This window comes from Prauserella isguenensis (assembly GCF_014191605.1).
GTDB lineage: Bacteria > Actinomycetota > Actinomycetes > Mycobacteriales > Pseudonocardiaceae > Prauserella > Prauserella isguenensis.
Genome location: NZ_JACHWU010000001.1, coordinates 1108136 through 1122468 on the forward strand (window position 1 = coordinate 1108136; position 14333 = coordinate 1122468).

Below are 14333 nucleotides of genomic sequence, written 5' to 3' on the forward strand. Positions count from 1 at the left end.
GCACAGGTCGTAGGCTCGAGGTCGTGCAGAACGGCGACGGAATGCGAAGGCCGGTGTCCACTGAGGACGGGACGGCCCGCGCATGAGCGGAACGCGCGTCGCACTGTTTCCCACGTGCCTCACCGACACGGCGTTTCCCGAGACAGGCAAGGCCATGGTGCGCCTGCTCGAACGGCTCGGCTGTGACGTCGACTTCCCGCTGGACCAGACGTGCTGCGGGCAGATGCACTTCAACACCGGCTACGCCGAGCAGGCCCGGCCGATGGCACGGGCCTACGCCGACGTGTTCGACGGCTACGACTACGTGGTGGCACCGTCGGGTTCGTGCGCGGGCATGGTGCGGGAGATCCACCCCACGCTGTGCGGCACGTCGCCCGCCGTGGAGCGCACGTACGAGCTGAGCGAGTTCCTGGTGGACGTGCTCGGGGTCGTCGACGTGGGCGCGCACTTCCCGCACCGCGTCACGTACCACCCGACGTGCCACTCGCTGCGCATGCTCGGCGTCGGTGACAAGCCACTGAGCCTGCTGCGCGCCGTTTCCGGACTGGAGCTGATCCCGCTGCCGCAGGCGGAGCAGTGCTGCGGTTTCGGCGGCACGTTCGCTCTCAAGAACGCCGAGACCTCGACCGCCATGCTCGCGGACAAGATGCGGTGCGTGCAGGACACCGGCGCGCAGGTCGTGACCGCGGGCGACAACTCGTGCCTGATGCAGATCGGCGGCGGCCTGTCCCGCCTGCAGGCGGGGGTCCGCCCGGTGCACCTGGCCGAGATTCTGGCGAGTACACAGGAGGAGCCGTGGGTCGCAACCCCGTGACATGGCTGGGAAGCCCGACCTTCCCCGACGCCGCCCGCCGTTCACTGGGCGACACGCAACTGCGCGGCAACCTCCGTAAAGCCACCACGACCATCCGGGGCAAGCGCGAGTCGGCCGTCGCGGAACTCGACGACTGGGAGCAGCTCCGCAGGGCGGGCGAGGCCGTCAAGGACGACGTGCTGGCGAACCTCGACACCTACCTGGAACGGCTCGAATCCGCCGTCACCGAACGCGGCGGCGTCGTGCACTGGGCGCGTGACGCCGAGGAGGCCAACCGCATCGTGCTCGACCTCGTGAAGCAGGAGAACGCCGACGAGGTCGTCAAGGTCAAGTCGATGGCGACCGCGGAGATCGGGCTCAACGAGGCGCTCGCCGACGGCGGGGTCAACGCGATCGAGACCGACCTCGCCGAGGTGATCGTCCAGTTGGGGGACGACAGGCCGTCGCACATCCTCGTCCCGGCGATCCACCGCAACCGTGCGGAGATCAAGGAGATCTTCGCGCAGATGCCCGAACCGCCGGACTCCGACGACCCGCGCGCGCTCGCCGAGGCCGCCCGCACGTACCTGCGTCGCAAGTTCCTGTCCGCCAAAGTCGCCATCTCCGGGGCGAACTTCGGCGTGGCCGACACGGGGTCGATCGTCGTGGTGGAGTCCGAGGGGAACGGCCGGATGTGCCTGACCCTGCCGGAAACGCTGATCACCGTGATGGGCGTCGAGAAGGTGCTGCCACGTTGGCAGGACCTGGAGGTCTTCCTCCAGCTGCTGCCACGATCGTCCACGGCGGAACGGATGAACCCGTACACGTCGATCTGGTCCGGCGTGACGCCCGGCGACGGTCCGCAGAAGTTCCACCTGGTGCTGCTGGACAACGGCCGCACATCGACGTTGGCCGACGAGGTGGGGCGGCAGGCGCTGCGGTGTATCCGGTGTTCGGCGTGCCTGAACGTCTGCCCGGTGTACGAGCGCACGGGTGGGCAGGCGTACGGGTCGGTGTACCCGGGCCCGATCGGCGCGATCCTCGCCCCGCAGCTGGCGGGCGATCTGCACGACGAACAGGCCGCGTCCCTGCCGTACGCGTCGTCGCTGTGCGGAGCCTGCTACGAGGTCTGTCCTGTTCGGATCAACATCCCGGAGGTGCTGACACACCTGCGCGCGGAAGTGGTGGAGGCGAAGGGAAAGCGGACGCCCGAGGCGATGGCGATGTCGGCGGCCGCGTGGGTGTTCGGTAGTCGCAGGCGGTACGAGGCCGCGCAGAAGGCCGGTTCGCTCACGCGGTTGCTGGCGCGCGGAGGCAACCTGTCGTCGCTGCCGTGGCCCGGTTCGAAGTGGACGGACACCCGTGACGCGCCCGTGGTACCGAAGGAATCGCTGCGCTCCTGGTGGAGGCGCAACCGTGGCTAGTGCGCGCGACGAGATCCTCGGCCGCATCCGGGCCGTCGACCGCCCCGTGTCACCGCAGGTGCCCCGGGACTACCAGCGGCAGCGTCACGCCGACGACCCCGTCGCCCTGCTGGCCGAACGCATCGCCGACTACCAGGCGACCGTGCACCGGGCGGCCACGCGGGAACTGCCGTACCGGATCGCGGAACGACTCGACGGCCGCGGAACGATCGTCGCGCCGCCGGACGTCCCGGGGGAATGGCGGGTCCCCGGGGTGTCGTGGCTGTCCGACGATCCGCCGCTCGGAGTGTCCGATCTGGAGGAAGCGGCCGGCGTGCTGAGCGGATGTGCCGTCGCGATCGCCGAGACCGGAACCATCGTGCTCGACGCCGGCCGCGCGCAGGGCAGGCGCGTGCTGACGCTCGTGCCCGACTACCACCTGTGCGTGGTGCACGCCGACCAGATCGTGGTGAGCGTGCCCGAGGCGATCGAACGACTCGACCCCGCCGGCCCGTTGACGTTCATCAGCGGCCCGTCCGCCACCAGCGACATCGAACTCGACCGCGTCGAAGGCGTCCACGGCCCGCGCACGCTGGAAGTCCTCCTGGTCCACTGACCCCCCGCGTGTTCTGCGCACAGGCCCCCGTGTTGCCGATTCCGGGGGCCGTGTTGCGGGTTCCGGGGACCGTGTTGCGGACTTCGGGGACCGTGTTGCGGGTTTCGGGGCGTGGTCAGGTGGCCTGGTGGGGAGCGATCCGGAACACGGGTACGCCCGGCGCGGCCGCGAGCAGGTCGGCGTCCGACGATTTCCCGTCGATTCCGTCGAAGAACGCGCCGACCTCCCAGCCCCATCGTTTGAGGTAGGCACGGAGGATCGACGGCTTCTGCTCGTCGTCGAGTTCGACCGCCTCGAACCACTCGACCCTGCGGCCGACGCGGAGTGTGCCCTCGCCCGCCGACCGCAGGTTCCGCACCCACTGCGTGTGTCCGCGGGCGGCCACGAGGTATCGCTCTCGATCGATGACCAGCAGGTTCACGGGCACCGATCGCCATTCCCCTGTCTTCCGGCCACGTATCGACAGCACCCTGCTGCCCCACAGGCTGACGCCCACGCGCGTCAGGCGTGCCACGACGGCGTTGAACGCCACCGCGGATCGGGTCGGCTCCAGGTAGCGCACGTTCTCGGCCACGAATGCTCCTCAAGATCGGTCGTCTGAATCGAGAGCGCTGCTCTCGTTTACAGGATGCTCCCGAATGCGACGAAAAGCAAGAGCGGTGCTCTCGTTGTGGTCCGGTGTTCGCGGATGTGGCACGATCGCGCCATGCCCGCCCATCGCACAGCACGGGAACGTGCCCGCGCCGAACTGACGGCCGAGATCAAGGACGAGGCCCGCAGGCAGCTCGCCGACAAGGGCGCGAACGGCCTGTCGCTGCGGGCAGTCGCGCGGGAGCTCGGCATGGTTTCGTCCGCGTTGTACCGCTACTTCCCCAGTCGCGACGAGTTGCTCACCGCGCTCATCGTCGACGCCTACAACGTGCTCGGCGACACGCTCGACAAGGCGTCGGCCGGCGGCGGCAGCCCGGCCGAACGGTGGCGCGCGGCGGCCAACGCGCTGCGAACCTGGGCGCACACCCATCCGCACGAGTACGCCCTGCTCTACGGCACGCCCGTGCCCGGCTATCGAGCGCCGCACGACACCATCGCGCCGGGAGGTCGCGTCCCCGGTGCTTTCCTCCGGATCGCCCACGACGCGTGGCATGCGGGTGGGGCCGCCACCGATGACCAGCTGGACGAGACGTTACGCGGTCAGGCACGGACGATCGCCGAGGCGCTCGGCCTGGGCGATCTGCCCGACGCTGTCGTGCTCCGGGCCGTCGATGCGTGGACCCAACTGTTCGGCACCGTGGCGCTCGAGTTCACCGGGCAGTTCGCCAACACACTCGACCCGGCCGATGCCTACTTCGCGCGCGCCGTCGAGTTGCAGCTCCGTACCGCGGGCCTCGGCTGACCCGTTCCGGCAAGGGGGTCAGGAGCCGGGTGCTCCCAGCTGTTTGCTGATCTCGACGGCGGCCTCGCTGACCACGGGCAGGAGTTCGTGGTGGATCTTGTCGACGCTCAGTTCGTCCGCGCGCACCGACATGCTCAGCGACGCCACCGTCGTCGCGCGGGCGTCGCGGACCGGCGCCGAGAACGACCGCACGCCCTCCTCGAATTCCTGGTCGACGAGGGTCCAGCCGCGGGCGCGCGTCGTGCTGAGCGCCGACAGCAGCTCCTCGGCGGTGACCTTCGTGCTCGCCGTCAGGCGGGGGAACGGTGCGCGGGCGAGGAACGCGTCCAGCTCGTGATCGGGCAGGTCGGCGAGGAGTACGCGGCCCATCGACGTCGCGTATGCGGGAAGGCGGGTGCCCGTGGTGAGCGTATGCCGCATGACCTGCCGTGACGGCACGCGCGTGACGAACACGGCGTCGTCGCCGTCGAGCACGGCCATCGAGCACGTGTGCCCGGTGACCTTCGTGACGTTCTCCATGTGCGGCTGGGCGACCTCGGTGAGTTTCAGTGATGACAGGTAGGCGTCACCGAGCGAGAGCACGCGCGGCGTGAGCGCGAACTCGCGGCCGTCGGTGCGGAGGTAGCCGAGCCGTTCGAGTGTCAGCGCGACGCGGCGGACGGTCGGCCGTGACAGGCCGGTGGCCTGGGCGAGCTGCGCCAGGGTGAGGTGCGGCCCGTGATCGGTGAACGCGTGGATGACCGCGAGTCCGCGTTCGAGCGACTGTACGTAGTCCTTGTCCTCCGGTGCTTTCACCACGGCCGACCTCCCTTCGCGGACGCATTGCGTATGAGTTGTTCGCTATCCGACTGCTCGGTACTGTGCGGTGGCCTGCCGGACGTGTCAAGTTCGGTTGCGCTGAGTCGTCCCCGCCGGCGGATCGCGGCCGGCCCGAGCAGGAGGGAACCCGATGCTGTTCCACGTGGAGATGCAGGTGAATCTGCCGCCCGACATGGACCCCGAGAAGGCGGCCAAGCTCAAGGCCGACGAGAAGGCCATGGCGCAGGAGCTGCAGCGCGCCGGCACGTGGCGGCATCTGTGGCGGGTCGTCGGCCAGTACTCGAACGTGTCGATCTTCGACGTCCCGTCCGGCGACGAGCTGCACGACATCCTGTCGAACCTGCCGCTGTTCCCGTACATGGACATCGAGGTCAAGGCGCTGACGCGGCACCCTTCCGCCATCTGACCTCGAAGCCGTGAGCCGGCGCGGCCGAGAGTCGGAACGCGACGGACGGCCGGTCGGCACGCGAGAACGGGCCCGGCTCCCCGAGGGGAGGTCCGGGCCCGTTCCGTGTCCGGTTCAGGCCTTCTGCTGCATGGTGCTGCGTGCCGGGTTGGCCTGCTCGTGGGCCTTCGGGTCCGTCTCGTTCTGCTTCGAGCGCACACCGTCCTCGATGCGTTTGCCGACGGTCGGATCGATGTTCTTCCAGTACTCGAACGCGCGCTCCAGCACGGGTTCGGTGACGCCGTTCAGCAGGTGTCCGACGACGTTGTCGACGAGCCGGTCGCGGGCCGCGTCGTCCATGACCTCACGCACGAGCGTGCCGGGCTGGGTCCAGTCGTCGTCCTCGGCGTGCGACACGTAGGCCGCGCGCGTGATCTCACCGTCGGCGTACCACGTCGGCGGCGAGTGCCGTTCGGAGTCCGCGGCGGCTCCGCCCTTCGAGTTCGGCGCGTACACGGGGTCGGTCACCTTGCGGTACGCCATCGTGCCGTCCTTCGAATACGACTCGAGTGGCACGATCGGCGCGTTCACCGGGATCTGCTGGTAGTTCACGCCGATCCGCGCGCGATGGGCGTCGGCGTAGGAGAACAGCCGCGCCAGCAGCATCCGGTCGGGGCTGGGCCCGATCCCGGGCACGAGGTTGTTGGGCTGGAACGCGGCCTGTTCGATCTCGGCGTGGTTGTCCGTCGGGTTCCGGTCCAGCGTCATGCGGCCGACCTCGATCAGCGGGTAGTCGCCGTGCGGCCACACCTTCGTCAGGTCGAACGGGTTGAACCGGAACGTCTTCGCGTCCTCGTACGGCATGATCTGCACGTACAGTGTCCAACTCGGATGGTCGCCCGCCGCGATGTGCTCGAACAGGTCGCGCGTGTGGTAATCGGTGTCCGCAGCGGCCATCTGGTCGGCCTCGTGCTGGGTGAAGCACTCGATGCCCTGGTCGGTCTTGAAGTGGTACTTGACCCAGAATTCCTGGCCCTTGTCGTTGATCCACATGTACGTGTGGGACGTGTAGCCGTTCATGTGACGCCAGGAGCGCGGGATGCCGCGGTCGCCCATCAGCCAGGTCACCTGGTGCGCCGACTCCGGTGAGAGGGTCCAGAAGTCCCACTGCATGTCGTGGTCGCGCAGGTTGTTGTCGGCGCGGCGCTTCTGCGACCGGATGAAGTGCTGGAACTTCATCGGGTCCTTGACGAAGAAGACCGGCGTGTTGTTGCCGACCATGTCGTAGTTGCCCTGCGAGGTGTAGAACTTCAGCGCGAAACCGCGCGGGTCACGCCACGTGTCCGGGCTGCCGCGTTCGCCCGCGACGGTCGAGAACCGCGCCATCATCTCGGTCTTGGCGCCCGGCTGGAACACGGCGGCCTTCGTGTACTGGCTGACGTCGTTCGTGACCTCGAAGCGCCCGAACGCGCCGCTGCCCTTGGCGTGCGGCTGTCGCTCCGGAATGCGTTCGCGGTTGAACTGCGCCATCTGTTCGATGAGATAGGCGTCCTGAAGCAGGATCGGCCCGCCCGCACCGACGGTGAGCGAGTGTTCGTCGCTCTCGACGGGGATGCCTGCGTCGGTGGTGGTGGCGGGGCGGTTGGTGGGTGCGGCCATGTTCCTCGGTTCCTCCTCGTCGCGTCGCCTGCGCTGCCGTGTCGGTTACGCGGAGCTCCTCGGCCGGCCCCTGGCGTCCGTGTCGCCGCCGGGTCAGCCACCGTGGGGAACGGGAGCCTGTTCGGCCGCGGCGCGTTCGGCCTGTCGTCGCTGCCTGCACGCAGGACACAGACCCCAGAACATGACCTCGGCCTGAGATATGTCGTATCCGCGGTAATCACTCGGGGTGAGGCACGGCGTCGCGCCGACGGCGCAGTCGACGTCTTCCGTCCGCCCACATGACTGGCAGACGAGGTGGTGATGGTTGTCGTGCACGCGGCGTTCGTACCGCGCCGCGTGGCCGGCGGGTTGTATCGAACGAACCAGACCGGCTTCCTCGCAGGCGCGCAGGACGTCGTAGATCGCCTGGCGTGACACCGACGCGGGTTGGCCGCGCACCCCCGCCCACACGGCGTCCGCCGTCGAGTGCGGGTGGTGTTCGAGCCAGCTCAGTACACGTCGGCGCGGGCCGGTGACGCGCAATCCGACCGAGCGCAGGAGCTCGGCGACGTCCGGTTGTGTACCTGCATCCATCACTGGGTGGACTACCCGAACTGGATGCGGTCAAACCGGCGTGTCCGTGACTCGCGGAGAAAGCCTCGGCGTGCCCCGTGAGGGCGTCCGGGCCGACGGGGCGTAACCGGTGCCCCCGTCGGCTGGAAACAAGGGTTACTCGCCGAGGAGTCGGGGTGCTTCGGAGCGGACGAGGTCCTCGAGTTCGGCCATGCCGGGGTTCACGAGCGAGCGCTCGCCGACGTACACGGTGGGCACGGTCTCGTTGCCGCCCGCGGCCGCGCGTACGCGTTCGACGGCACCCTGCTCCTCCCAGATGTTGATCTTGCGGACGGGCAGGTCGGTCGCGTCCAGCTGGGCCTCGAGCATCATGCAGAACGGGCAGCCGGGTCGCCAGTAGAACTCGATCTCGTCAATCGCCACGTCTCCGACGGTACGTCGCTCCTCCGGGAAGTCGGTCGGTGATGTGACGCAGATTGACAGGAAACCGAACGGCTGCCTATCGTAAAAGGGCAGTCGATTGGTTGCGTATTGGGACGGGGGCGGATGGACGAGGTCTTCAAGGCGCTGGCCGATCCGGGGCGGCGCCGACTGCTGGACAGTCTCAACGCCCGCAACGGGCAGCCGTTGCGGGAGCTGTGCGCGCAGCTGGACATGACTCGCCAGTCGGTGAGCAAACACCTCGCCGTGCTGGAGGAGGCGAATCTCGTGACCACGGTTCGCCGGGGCCGGGAGAAGCTGCACTACCTCAACGCCGAGCCCATCCATGCGATCTCGGATCGCTGGATCCACACCTACGACCGCAGGCGGGTCGCAGCGCTCGCCGACCTCAAACAGGCACTGGAGGCACCGATGGGCGAACCCGCGTTCGTGTACACGACCTACATCAGGACCACGCCGGAGAAGCTGTGGCAGGCGCTCACCGACCCCGCGTTCACGCGCAGCTACTGGGGTGTGGAGTTCGAGACGGACTGGCGGCCCGGCTCGCCCATGGTGTGGCTGGAGGGCGGGAACCGTATCGAGGACCCGGAGCAGCGGGTCGTCGAGGCTGAGCCGTACCGGCGACTGTCGTACACCTGGCACACCCCCACCGCGGAGTGGGCCGCTTCCGCAGGGCTCGACGGCGACGTCCTCGACGCGCTGGCCGCCGAGTCGCGGTCGACCGTGACGTTCGAGATCGAGCCGCAGGGCGACGCCGGCGGGAACGGCGAGAAGGTACGGCTCACCGTCACGCACGACGGGTTCCCCGACGGCAGCACGATGCGCCGGATGGTGTCGCAGGGGTGGCCGGAGCTCGTGGCCGACCTGAAGACCGTGCTCGAGACCGGCGCGGTCGTTCCCGCGACGTGACGGCGGGGAGACAGGCCTCCGATCGCGGGTCGCGTGCTCGCGGAACTTCGCCGATGCGCGCGAGTGCGGCACGCTGAACGTATGGACGACGGGGCGCGGACCGGTACGGACGCGGACGGGGGCGCCGAGCTGAACGAGGTCGCGGCCGAGTTGTACGCCCTCGACCGCGACGAGTTCACACAGGCACGCAACGAGCGGGCACGTTCTGCCGGCGACCGCGAACTGGCGGCGCGGATCCGGAAACTCCGCAAGCCCACGGTCGCGGCCGCGCGGGTGAACCGGTTCGCACGGGAGCATCCCGACCAGGTGCGGCAGCTCCGCACGCTCGGCGACGAACTGCGTTCCGCGCACGCCGAACTCGACGGCGATCGCATTCGGGAGTTGTCCCAGCGGCGGCGGGCCCTCGTCGGTGAGTCGGCCGAACTCGAGGCGTCCGGCAGCGGGGACGGGGTGTCCCGCGAGGTCCACGACACCCTCGACGCCGCCGTGACGGACGCCGACGCGGGCGAGGCCGTCGCGCGTGGCTGTCTCGTCTCGGCCCTGCAACCCGGGGACGCGTTCGCGGCAGGCGGGCTCGCGGCCGATGTGGACGGTGGGGGAACGGCTGCACCTGTCACGCACCGCGAGGGGCGCAGTGACGACGAGGTGCCCAATGACGACCGGGCCGGCGGCGCGGAGCGGAGTCGCCGGAAGCGGTCGAGCGGACGCCGGGAACCCGCGGATGGGAGCCGGTCCGGCGGGACGGATCGGAGCGCACAGACCGGTCGGCAGGATCGGGAACACCGCGACAAGAAACAGCAACGCCGGGAACGGAACCGCCATGGCCGGCTCCGCGAACAGGAACGGCAGGACAGCCCGGAAGGCCAGCCGGAGAAGGAACGCCGGGAACAGGAACGGCGGGAACAGGAACGCCGCGAGGAGGAACAGCGGGAACAGCGGGAACGGGAACGCCGGGAACGGGAACGCCGCGAGGAACGACGTCGCGAGCAACGCGAGCGGCGCAGGCAACGCAACGCCGAACTGGCCGAAGCCCGGACGGCGCTCGGTGACGCCGTGACGGAACTCCGGGAGGCCGAGGCCGCCGAGGCGGAGGCGCGCCGTCGGGCCCGCGCCGCGCGCAAGGCGTTCGAAGCCGCCGACCGCCGGGTCCACGAGGCCGAGGTGGCCCTCGCCGAAGTGACCGACGCGCACCCGGACCAGCAGTGACCGGCCCGGCGTTACCCGGGTCGCCGTACAGCGGCCGACACGACGGCCCGACCGCGACGAACGGGCAGTGCCGAACCGAACGGGCAGTGCCGAACCGAACGGGTAGTGCCGAACCGAACGGGTAGTGCCGAACCGAACGGGCAGTGCTGCAACCGGATGGGCGTTCGGGTGCGTCCCAGTGGTCATGTGGCGGATGTGGATACCCGGGCTGCTGACCGTCGTCGCCGTCGGCGGATGCGGTTCGAGCGGGCCGACCTGTACGGCGATCGGTTCACCGCCCGGCATCAGCGTTCACGGCCTGGAATCACCCGCGGGGACCGCGCCGGGCGGCACAGTCCCCACCGCTGGCACGCCCACCGCGACCGGTGACGATCCGGCGTCCGGCGACATGACCGTCGAGGCGTGCTGGGACGGAACCTGCCGGGAGTACGAGGTGAGCCGCCATCGGTCGTCCGACCCCCGGCGAGGGTTCGCCGAGATCCGGGAACTGCCGACGGAACCGGTCCGTGTCACGCTCGTCGCCGACGGGCGACGGCTGGGCCCGGTGACCGTCGTCCCCGAGCCCGTCAGGCCCAACGGCGACGACTGCCCGGCGTTCGGTCCGGCCGCGTCGGTCACGGTCGACCGGCACGGCACCGTGCACCCGGGGTGACCCCCGCCGGGTGGTGTGGCCGGTCCGGCCCCGACACCGGACCGGCCACACCACCGTCGGCGACACCGGCCCCTGCTGTCGCCGACGCGGGCCCCCGACAGGCCCTGCGCGGGTGCGGTCAGCCGATGTCGCGCCTGCGCAACGCCGTCACGCCCATCGCGACGAGGGCCGCGGCCGTCGCCGTCAGCCACAGCAGCGGGGTCGCGGAGAACTCGGCGTGCGGCAGCTGCGGTACGTGCGCGAACGGGGAGACGTTCAGTACCGCCTGGGGCAGTTCGAGGATCGGGCCGAACATGGAGATCAGCACGAACGCCGCGGCCAGGGCCCACGCCGCCACCGTGGCGCGCGGCACGAGCCCGAACAGCAGGACCGCGGCACCGGCCACGACCCACATCGCGGGCAGCTGGGCGAGGGTCGCGCCGAACACGCGCGGCCACTCCCCGCCGACGTCGCCGGAACTCAACCCGTACCCGAGGCCGAGCAGCGCGCCGCACACGGCGAGTACCGCCGCCGTGCCCGCCAGCACGAACAGCAGGTGCCCGCCGAGCCAGCGCAGCCGTCCGACACCGGTCGTGAGCAGCGGTTCGACGCGCAGCGCGGTCTCCTCGTAGCGCATACGCAGGGTCGCCTGCACCGCGTACATCGAACCGATCATGGCGACCATGCCCGTGATCGAGCTCAGGAACGCGTCCTCGATGCCGCGGGCGCCACCCATCTGCTGCAGCATCCGCTTCATCTCGGCGCTGTCGCCGACGATGTCGCCCACGCCGGAGGCGAGCGTGCCGAACAGCATGCCCATGACGCCGAAGCCGACGATCCAGCCGATCAATGCGCCGCGGTGCAACCGCCACGACAACGCCAGCGACGTCCGCAGGCCCGCCCCGGCGGTCGCGCGTCCCGGCCTGCCCGGGATGAGACTCATGCCGACGTCCCGACGCGGCAGCAGCGCGTACGCCGCGGCGCACAACCCGAGCGTCGTCGCGGCAGGCAGTGCCAGCACCCACCACTCGTTCTCGGCGAACGCCCGCACCCGGTGTACCCAGCCCACCGGCGACAGCCACGACAGCCACTCGGCGTCGGAGGTGTCGCCCGCGGCGCGCAGCAGGAACAGCACGCCGAACGTCGACCCCGCCAGCGTGTTGGCCGTACGCGAGTACTCCGCGAGCTGGGCGGTCACGGCCGCGACGCCGGTGAACACGAGCCCGCACAGCGCCACGGCCGCCCCGAACGCCACCGAACCCGTGGCGTCCGCGCCGACCCCAGTGACCATCGCGGCCAGCAGTGCGCCCGTCGTCAGGCTGAACAGGCCTGCCGTGGTCACGCCCGCGGTCAGTGGTGCGTAGCGGCCGACCACCGCGGAGGACAGGAGCTCCTGCCGTCCGGTGTCCTCCTCCTGGCGGGTGTGCCGGGTGACGGTGAACGCCGCGATCAGCGACGTCAGCAGCGCCGCGATCGTGCCGAACCGCCAGGCCGTGAACCCGCCCGCGGTCTCCAGGTCGTAGGCCGGGCCGAACATGATGGCGAACGACGGATTGGCCGCCACGCTCGCGGTCAGTCCCGCGCGTTCGGCCGGGTTCGGGTACAGCGCCTCGAACGCACTCGCGCCCGACGCCGCGAGGAACGCGATCACCAGCGCCCACACGGGCAGCACGATCCGGTCGCGCCGCAGCGCCAGGCGGACCAGGTGCCCCGTGCCCGCGAGCGCGCCCGCCGTGCGTGACGGCTTCTCGTGCGTGGCGGGGACGTGGGTGACGTTCGCGGTCATGGCGCCGTCCTCGTTTTCTCCTCACGTCCCGCCGTTTCGGCACGTTCTGCCTCGGTGGCGGGCAGCTCGTCGGTGTAGTGCCGCAGGAACAGCTCCTCGAGGGTCGGCGGCGTGCTCGTCAGGCTGCGCACGCCGATGTCGGTGAGCCGCCGCAGGGCCTCGTCCAGCGAGTCGGTGTCCACGTCGAAACGGACGGTGTTGCCGTCGACTCGCAGGTCGTGGACGTGCGGCAGGGTCGCCAGGCCGTTCGGGTGGCCCGCCAGCTCGGCGGAGATGGACGTCCGCGTGAGGTGCCGTAGGTCGTCGAGGGTGCCGGTCTCTACGGTGCGGCCCGCGCGGATGATGCTCACGCGGTCGCACAGCGCTTCCACCTCGGCGAGGATGTGGCTGGACAGCAGCACCGTCCTGCCCTCGCCGCGTACCTCCCGGATCGTCTCCTGGAACGCGGCCTCCATCAGCGGGTCGAGCCCGGACGTCGGTTCGTCGAGGATCAGTAGTTCGACGTCCGAGGCCAACCCGGCGACGAGCGCGACCTTCTGCCGGTTGCCCTTCGAGTAGGTGCGGCCCTTCTTCGTCGGGTCCAGTTCGAACCGCTCGATCAGCTCGGCGCGCCTGCGCTTGTCCAGACCGCCGCGCAACCTGCCGAGCAGGTCGATGACCTCGCCGCCCGAGAGATTGGGCCAGAGGTTCACGTCACCGGGCACGTAGGCGAGCCTGCGGTGCAGCGTGGCCGCCTGCCGCCACGGATCGCCGTCGAGGAGCCGGACGTCGCCGCCGTCCGCGCGCAACAGGCCGAGTAAGACGCGGATGGTGGTCGATTTACCGGAGCCGTTGGGACCCAGGAAGCCGTGCACCTCGCCGGTCTCGACGTGCAGGTCGAGCCCGTCGAGGGCCGTGGTGCGGCCGAACGTCTTGCGCAGTCCGGCGACGCCGATCGCCTCGTGGGCGGTCGCGCCGCTCGGGGCGGAGCTCACGGCGTTGTGTGTCATGCGCTCGAAGGTACACTTGTTTCACAAAGTTGTGAATACTGAAAAATTCATGATCGATGTGAAGACCTGGAACGCGCGCCGTGTGGTTCCCCGATCCACGTGAGGGAGGATGTGCCCGTGGTCGACGAGTCAATCGGACAGCAGGACGCCCACGCCCGTGACGAGAACACCCGCGACGAGGTGACCGAACCCGGCGGGACGGGTGCCCGTGACGAGACGCAGCCGGGTGGTCGCGACCCGGGGGTTCGTGATCCGGGGGTTCGTGACGAGGAGGCCGTCGCGAAGTACGTCGAGAGCCTCGGGCTGACGCTCAACAACATCGGCCTTCCCCGCATGCCCGCGCGTGTGTTCGCCGCCCTGACGACGTCCGACAGCGGGGAGATGACGGCGGCCGAGGTCGCGGAGGCGCTGTCGGTCAGCCCCGCCGCGGTCTCGGGCGCCGTCAAGTACCTCGAGCAGACCGGGCTCATCGCCAAGGAGCGGGCACCGGGGGCGCGCCGCGACCACTACCGCGTGTTCGACGACTTCTGGTTCGCCTCGATGCTCAAGCGGGAGCGCATGCTCGAGATGTGGCGCGATGCGACACGCGAGGGCGTACAGGCGGTCGGGCCCGACACCCCGGCGGGCGTGCGGCTGTCCAACATGGCCGACTTCCTCGACTACCTGGTGGTGGAGATCCCGAAGCTGTTCGCGCGCTGGGAGTCCATGAACGCCGACCGGTGAGCGGTGGTGCCGCACCGCGTCGAGCCGC

The 14333-nt window shown here is 70.1% G+C and carries 16 protein-coding genes; 9 read left to right on the forward strand and 7 right to left on the reverse strand.

Annotated elements, in window-relative coordinates; translation table 11 throughout:
* The first annotated feature begins 82 nt into the window (after nucleotides 1-82).
* The 3 genes from FHS23_RS05220 to FHS23_RS05230 are packed head-to-tail and all read left to right on the forward strand — an operon-like array spanning nucleotide 83 to nucleotide 2812.
* Nucleotides 83-814 carry a (Fe-S)-binding protein gene (locus FHS23_RS05220; RefSeq protein ID WP_183648554.1) on the forward strand — a complete coding sequence of 244 codons (732 nt, stop codon included), beginning with the start codon at nucleotides 83-85 and terminating at the stop codon, nucleotides 812-814.
* Nucleotides 796-2217 (forward strand): LutB/LldF family L-lactate oxidation iron-sulfur protein, encoded by a 1422-nt coding sequence (locus tag FHS23_RS05225; RefSeq protein ID WP_183648557.1) that lies wholly within the window; start codon nucleotides 796-798, stop codon nucleotides 2215-2217. The genes FHS23_RS05220 and FHS23_RS05225 overlap by 19 nt, the downstream gene beginning before the upstream one ends.
* Entirely contained in the window at nucleotides 2210-2812 is a 603-nt protein-coding gene (locus tag FHS23_RS05230) for an LUD domain-containing protein (protein WP_183648560.1), read from the forward strand. Before FHS23_RS05225 ends, FHS23_RS05230 begins: the two co-directional genes overlap by 8 nt.
* A gap of 115 nt (nucleotides 2813-2927) precedes the next feature.
* Here the strand turns inward: FHS23_RS05230 and FHS23_RS05235 are convergent, their stop codons facing one another.
* Nucleotides 2928-3386: a nitroreductase family deazaflavin-dependent oxidoreductase gene (locus FHS23_RS05235; RefSeq protein WP_183648575.1), complete on the reverse strand. Its 459-nt coding sequence runs from the start codon at nucleotides 3384-3386 to the stop codon at nucleotides 2928-2930.
* A 132-nt stretch (nucleotides 3387-3518) separates the two neighbouring features.
* Between FHS23_RS05235 and FHS23_RS05240 the strand changes: the two genes are divergently transcribed.
* Nucleotides 3519-4205: a TetR/AcrR family transcriptional regulator gene (locus tag FHS23_RS05240; RefSeq protein WP_183648577.1), complete on the forward strand. Its 687-nt coding sequence runs from the start codon at nucleotides 3519-3521 to the stop codon at nucleotides 4203-4205.
* Between the two features lie 18 nt (nucleotides 4206-4223).
* On the opposite strand, the gene FHS23_RS05245 is transcribed toward FHS23_RS05240, so the two are convergent.
* Nucleotides 4224-5003, reverse strand: coding sequence for an IclR family transcriptional regulator domain-containing protein (locus FHS23_RS05245; protein WP_221218955.1), 780 nt, complete (start codon nucleotides 5001-5003; stop codon nucleotides 4224-4226).
* A 151-nt stretch (nucleotides 5004-5154) separates the two neighbouring features.
* On the opposite strand from FHS23_RS05245, the gene catC reads away from it, so the two are divergent.
* A complete protein-coding gene (catC, locus tag FHS23_RS05250) occupies nucleotides 5155-5430 on the forward strand; it encodes a muconolactone Delta-isomerase (protein ID WP_183648579.1) in 276 nt (91 codons plus the stop codon).
* A gap of 114 nt (nucleotides 5431-5544) precedes the next feature.
* Here catC and FHS23_RS05255 read toward each other — a convergent pair whose 3' ends face one another.
* From FHS23_RS05255 to FHS23_RS05265, 3 genes are all read right to left on the reverse strand, one after another.
* A complete protein-coding gene (locus tag FHS23_RS05255; RefSeq protein WP_183648582.1) occupies nucleotides 5545-7068 on the reverse strand; it encodes a catalase in 1524 nt (507 codons plus the stop codon).
* A gap of 93 nt (nucleotides 7069-7161) precedes the next feature.
* On the reverse strand, nucleotides 7162-7641 hold the full coding sequence (locus FHS23_RS05260) for a Fur family transcriptional regulator (protein WP_183648585.1): 480 nt from the start codon (nucleotides 7639-7641) through the stop codon (nucleotides 7162-7164).
* 135 nt (nucleotides 7642-7776) lie between these two features.
* A complete protein-coding gene (locus FHS23_RS05265) occupies nucleotides 7777-8043 on the reverse strand; it encodes a glutaredoxin domain-containing protein (RefSeq protein ID WP_183648588.1) in 267 nt (88 codons plus the stop codon).
* Nucleotides 8044-8166: 123 nt separating this feature from the next.
* On the opposite strand from FHS23_RS05265, the gene FHS23_RS05270 reads away from it, so the two are divergent.
* From FHS23_RS05270 to FHS23_RS05280, 3 genes are all read left to right on the forward strand, one after another.
* A complete protein-coding gene (locus FHS23_RS05270; RefSeq protein ID WP_183648591.1) occupies nucleotides 8167-8970 on the forward strand; it encodes an ArsR/SmtB family transcription factor in 804 nt (267 codons plus the stop codon).
* Between the two features lie 81 nt (nucleotides 8971-9051).
* Nucleotides 9052-10176 carry a hypothetical protein gene (locus tag FHS23_RS05275; RefSeq protein ID WP_183648594.1) on the forward strand — a complete coding sequence of 375 codons (1125 nt, stop codon included), beginning with the start codon at nucleotides 9052-9054 and terminating at the stop codon, nucleotides 10174-10176.
* Nucleotides 10177-10369: 193 nt separating this feature from the next.
* Entirely contained in the window at nucleotides 10370-10828 is a 459-nt protein-coding gene (locus FHS23_RS05280; RefSeq protein WP_183648597.1) for a hypothetical protein, read from the forward strand.
* Nucleotides 10829-10946: 118 nt separating this feature from the next.
* Here FHS23_RS05280 and FHS23_RS05285 read toward each other — a convergent pair whose 3' ends face one another.
* Both FHS23_RS05285 and FHS23_RS05290 read right to left on the reverse strand, forming a co-directional pair.
* Nucleotides 10947-12593, reverse strand: a complete 1647-nt coding sequence (locus FHS23_RS05285; RefSeq protein WP_183648601.1) for an ABC transporter permease — start codon at nucleotides 12591-12593, stop codon at nucleotides 10947-10949.
* Complete coding sequence (locus FHS23_RS05290; protein WP_183648604.1) at nucleotides 12590-13582, reverse strand: ABC transporter ATP-binding protein; 993 nt, start codon at nucleotides 13580-13582, stop codon at nucleotides 12590-12592. Before FHS23_RS05290 ends, FHS23_RS05285 begins: the two co-directional genes overlap by 4 nt.
* Before the next feature lie 117 nt (nucleotides 13583-13699).
* On the opposite strand from FHS23_RS05290, the gene FHS23_RS05295 reads away from it, so the two are divergent.
* On the forward strand, nucleotides 13700-14305 hold the full coding sequence (locus FHS23_RS05295) for a GbsR/MarR family transcriptional regulator (protein ID WP_343053654.1): 606 nt from the start codon (nucleotides 13700-13702) through the stop codon (nucleotides 14303-14305).
* The last annotated feature ends 28 nt before the right edge of the window (nucleotides 14306-14333 follow it).

What these genes read in the sequence shown, in the direction of transcription:
- FHS23_RS05270 (WP_183648591.1), top strand. Translation starts at nt 8,167, where the DNA reads ATGGACGAGGTCTTCAAGGCGCTGGCCGATCCGGGGCGGCGCCGACTG.
- FHS23_RS05290 (WP_183648604.1), bottom strand. Translation starts at nt 13,582, where the DNA reads ATGACACACAACGCCGTGAGCTCCGCCCCGAGCGGCGCGACCGCCCAC.
- FHS23_RS05220 (WP_183648554.1), top strand. Translation starts at nt 83, where the DNA reads ATGAGCGGAACGCGCGTCGCACTGTTTCCCACGTGCCTCACCGACACG.
- FHS23_RS05240 (WP_183648577.1), top strand. Translation starts at nt 3,519, where the DNA reads ATGCCCGCCCATCGCACAGCACGGGAACGTGCCCGCGCCGAACTGACG.
- FHS23_RS05280 (WP_183648597.1), top strand. Translation starts at nt 10,370, where the DNA reads ATGTGGATACCCGGGCTGCTGACCGTCGTCGCCGTCGGCGGATGCGGT.
- catC (WP_183648579.1), top strand. Translation starts at nt 5,155, where the DNA reads ATGCTGTTCCACGTGGAGATGCAGGTGAATCTGCCGCCCGACATGGAC.
- FHS23_RS05285 (WP_183648601.1), bottom strand. Translation starts at nt 12,593, where the DNA reads ATGACCGCGAACGTCACCCACGTCCCCGCCACGCACGAGAAGCCGTCA.
- FHS23_RS05260 (WP_183648585.1), bottom strand. Translation starts at nt 7,641, where the DNA reads ATGGATGCAGGTACACAACCGGACGTCGCCGAGCTCCTGCGCTCGGTC.
- FHS23_RS05255 (WP_183648582.1), bottom strand. Translation starts at nt 7,068, where the DNA reads ATGGCCGCACCCACCAACCGCCCCGCCACCACCACCGACGCAGGCATC.
- FHS23_RS05275 (WP_183648594.1), top strand. Translation starts at nt 9,052, where the DNA reads ATGGACGACGGGGCGCGGACCGGTACGGACGCGGACGGGGGCGCCGAG.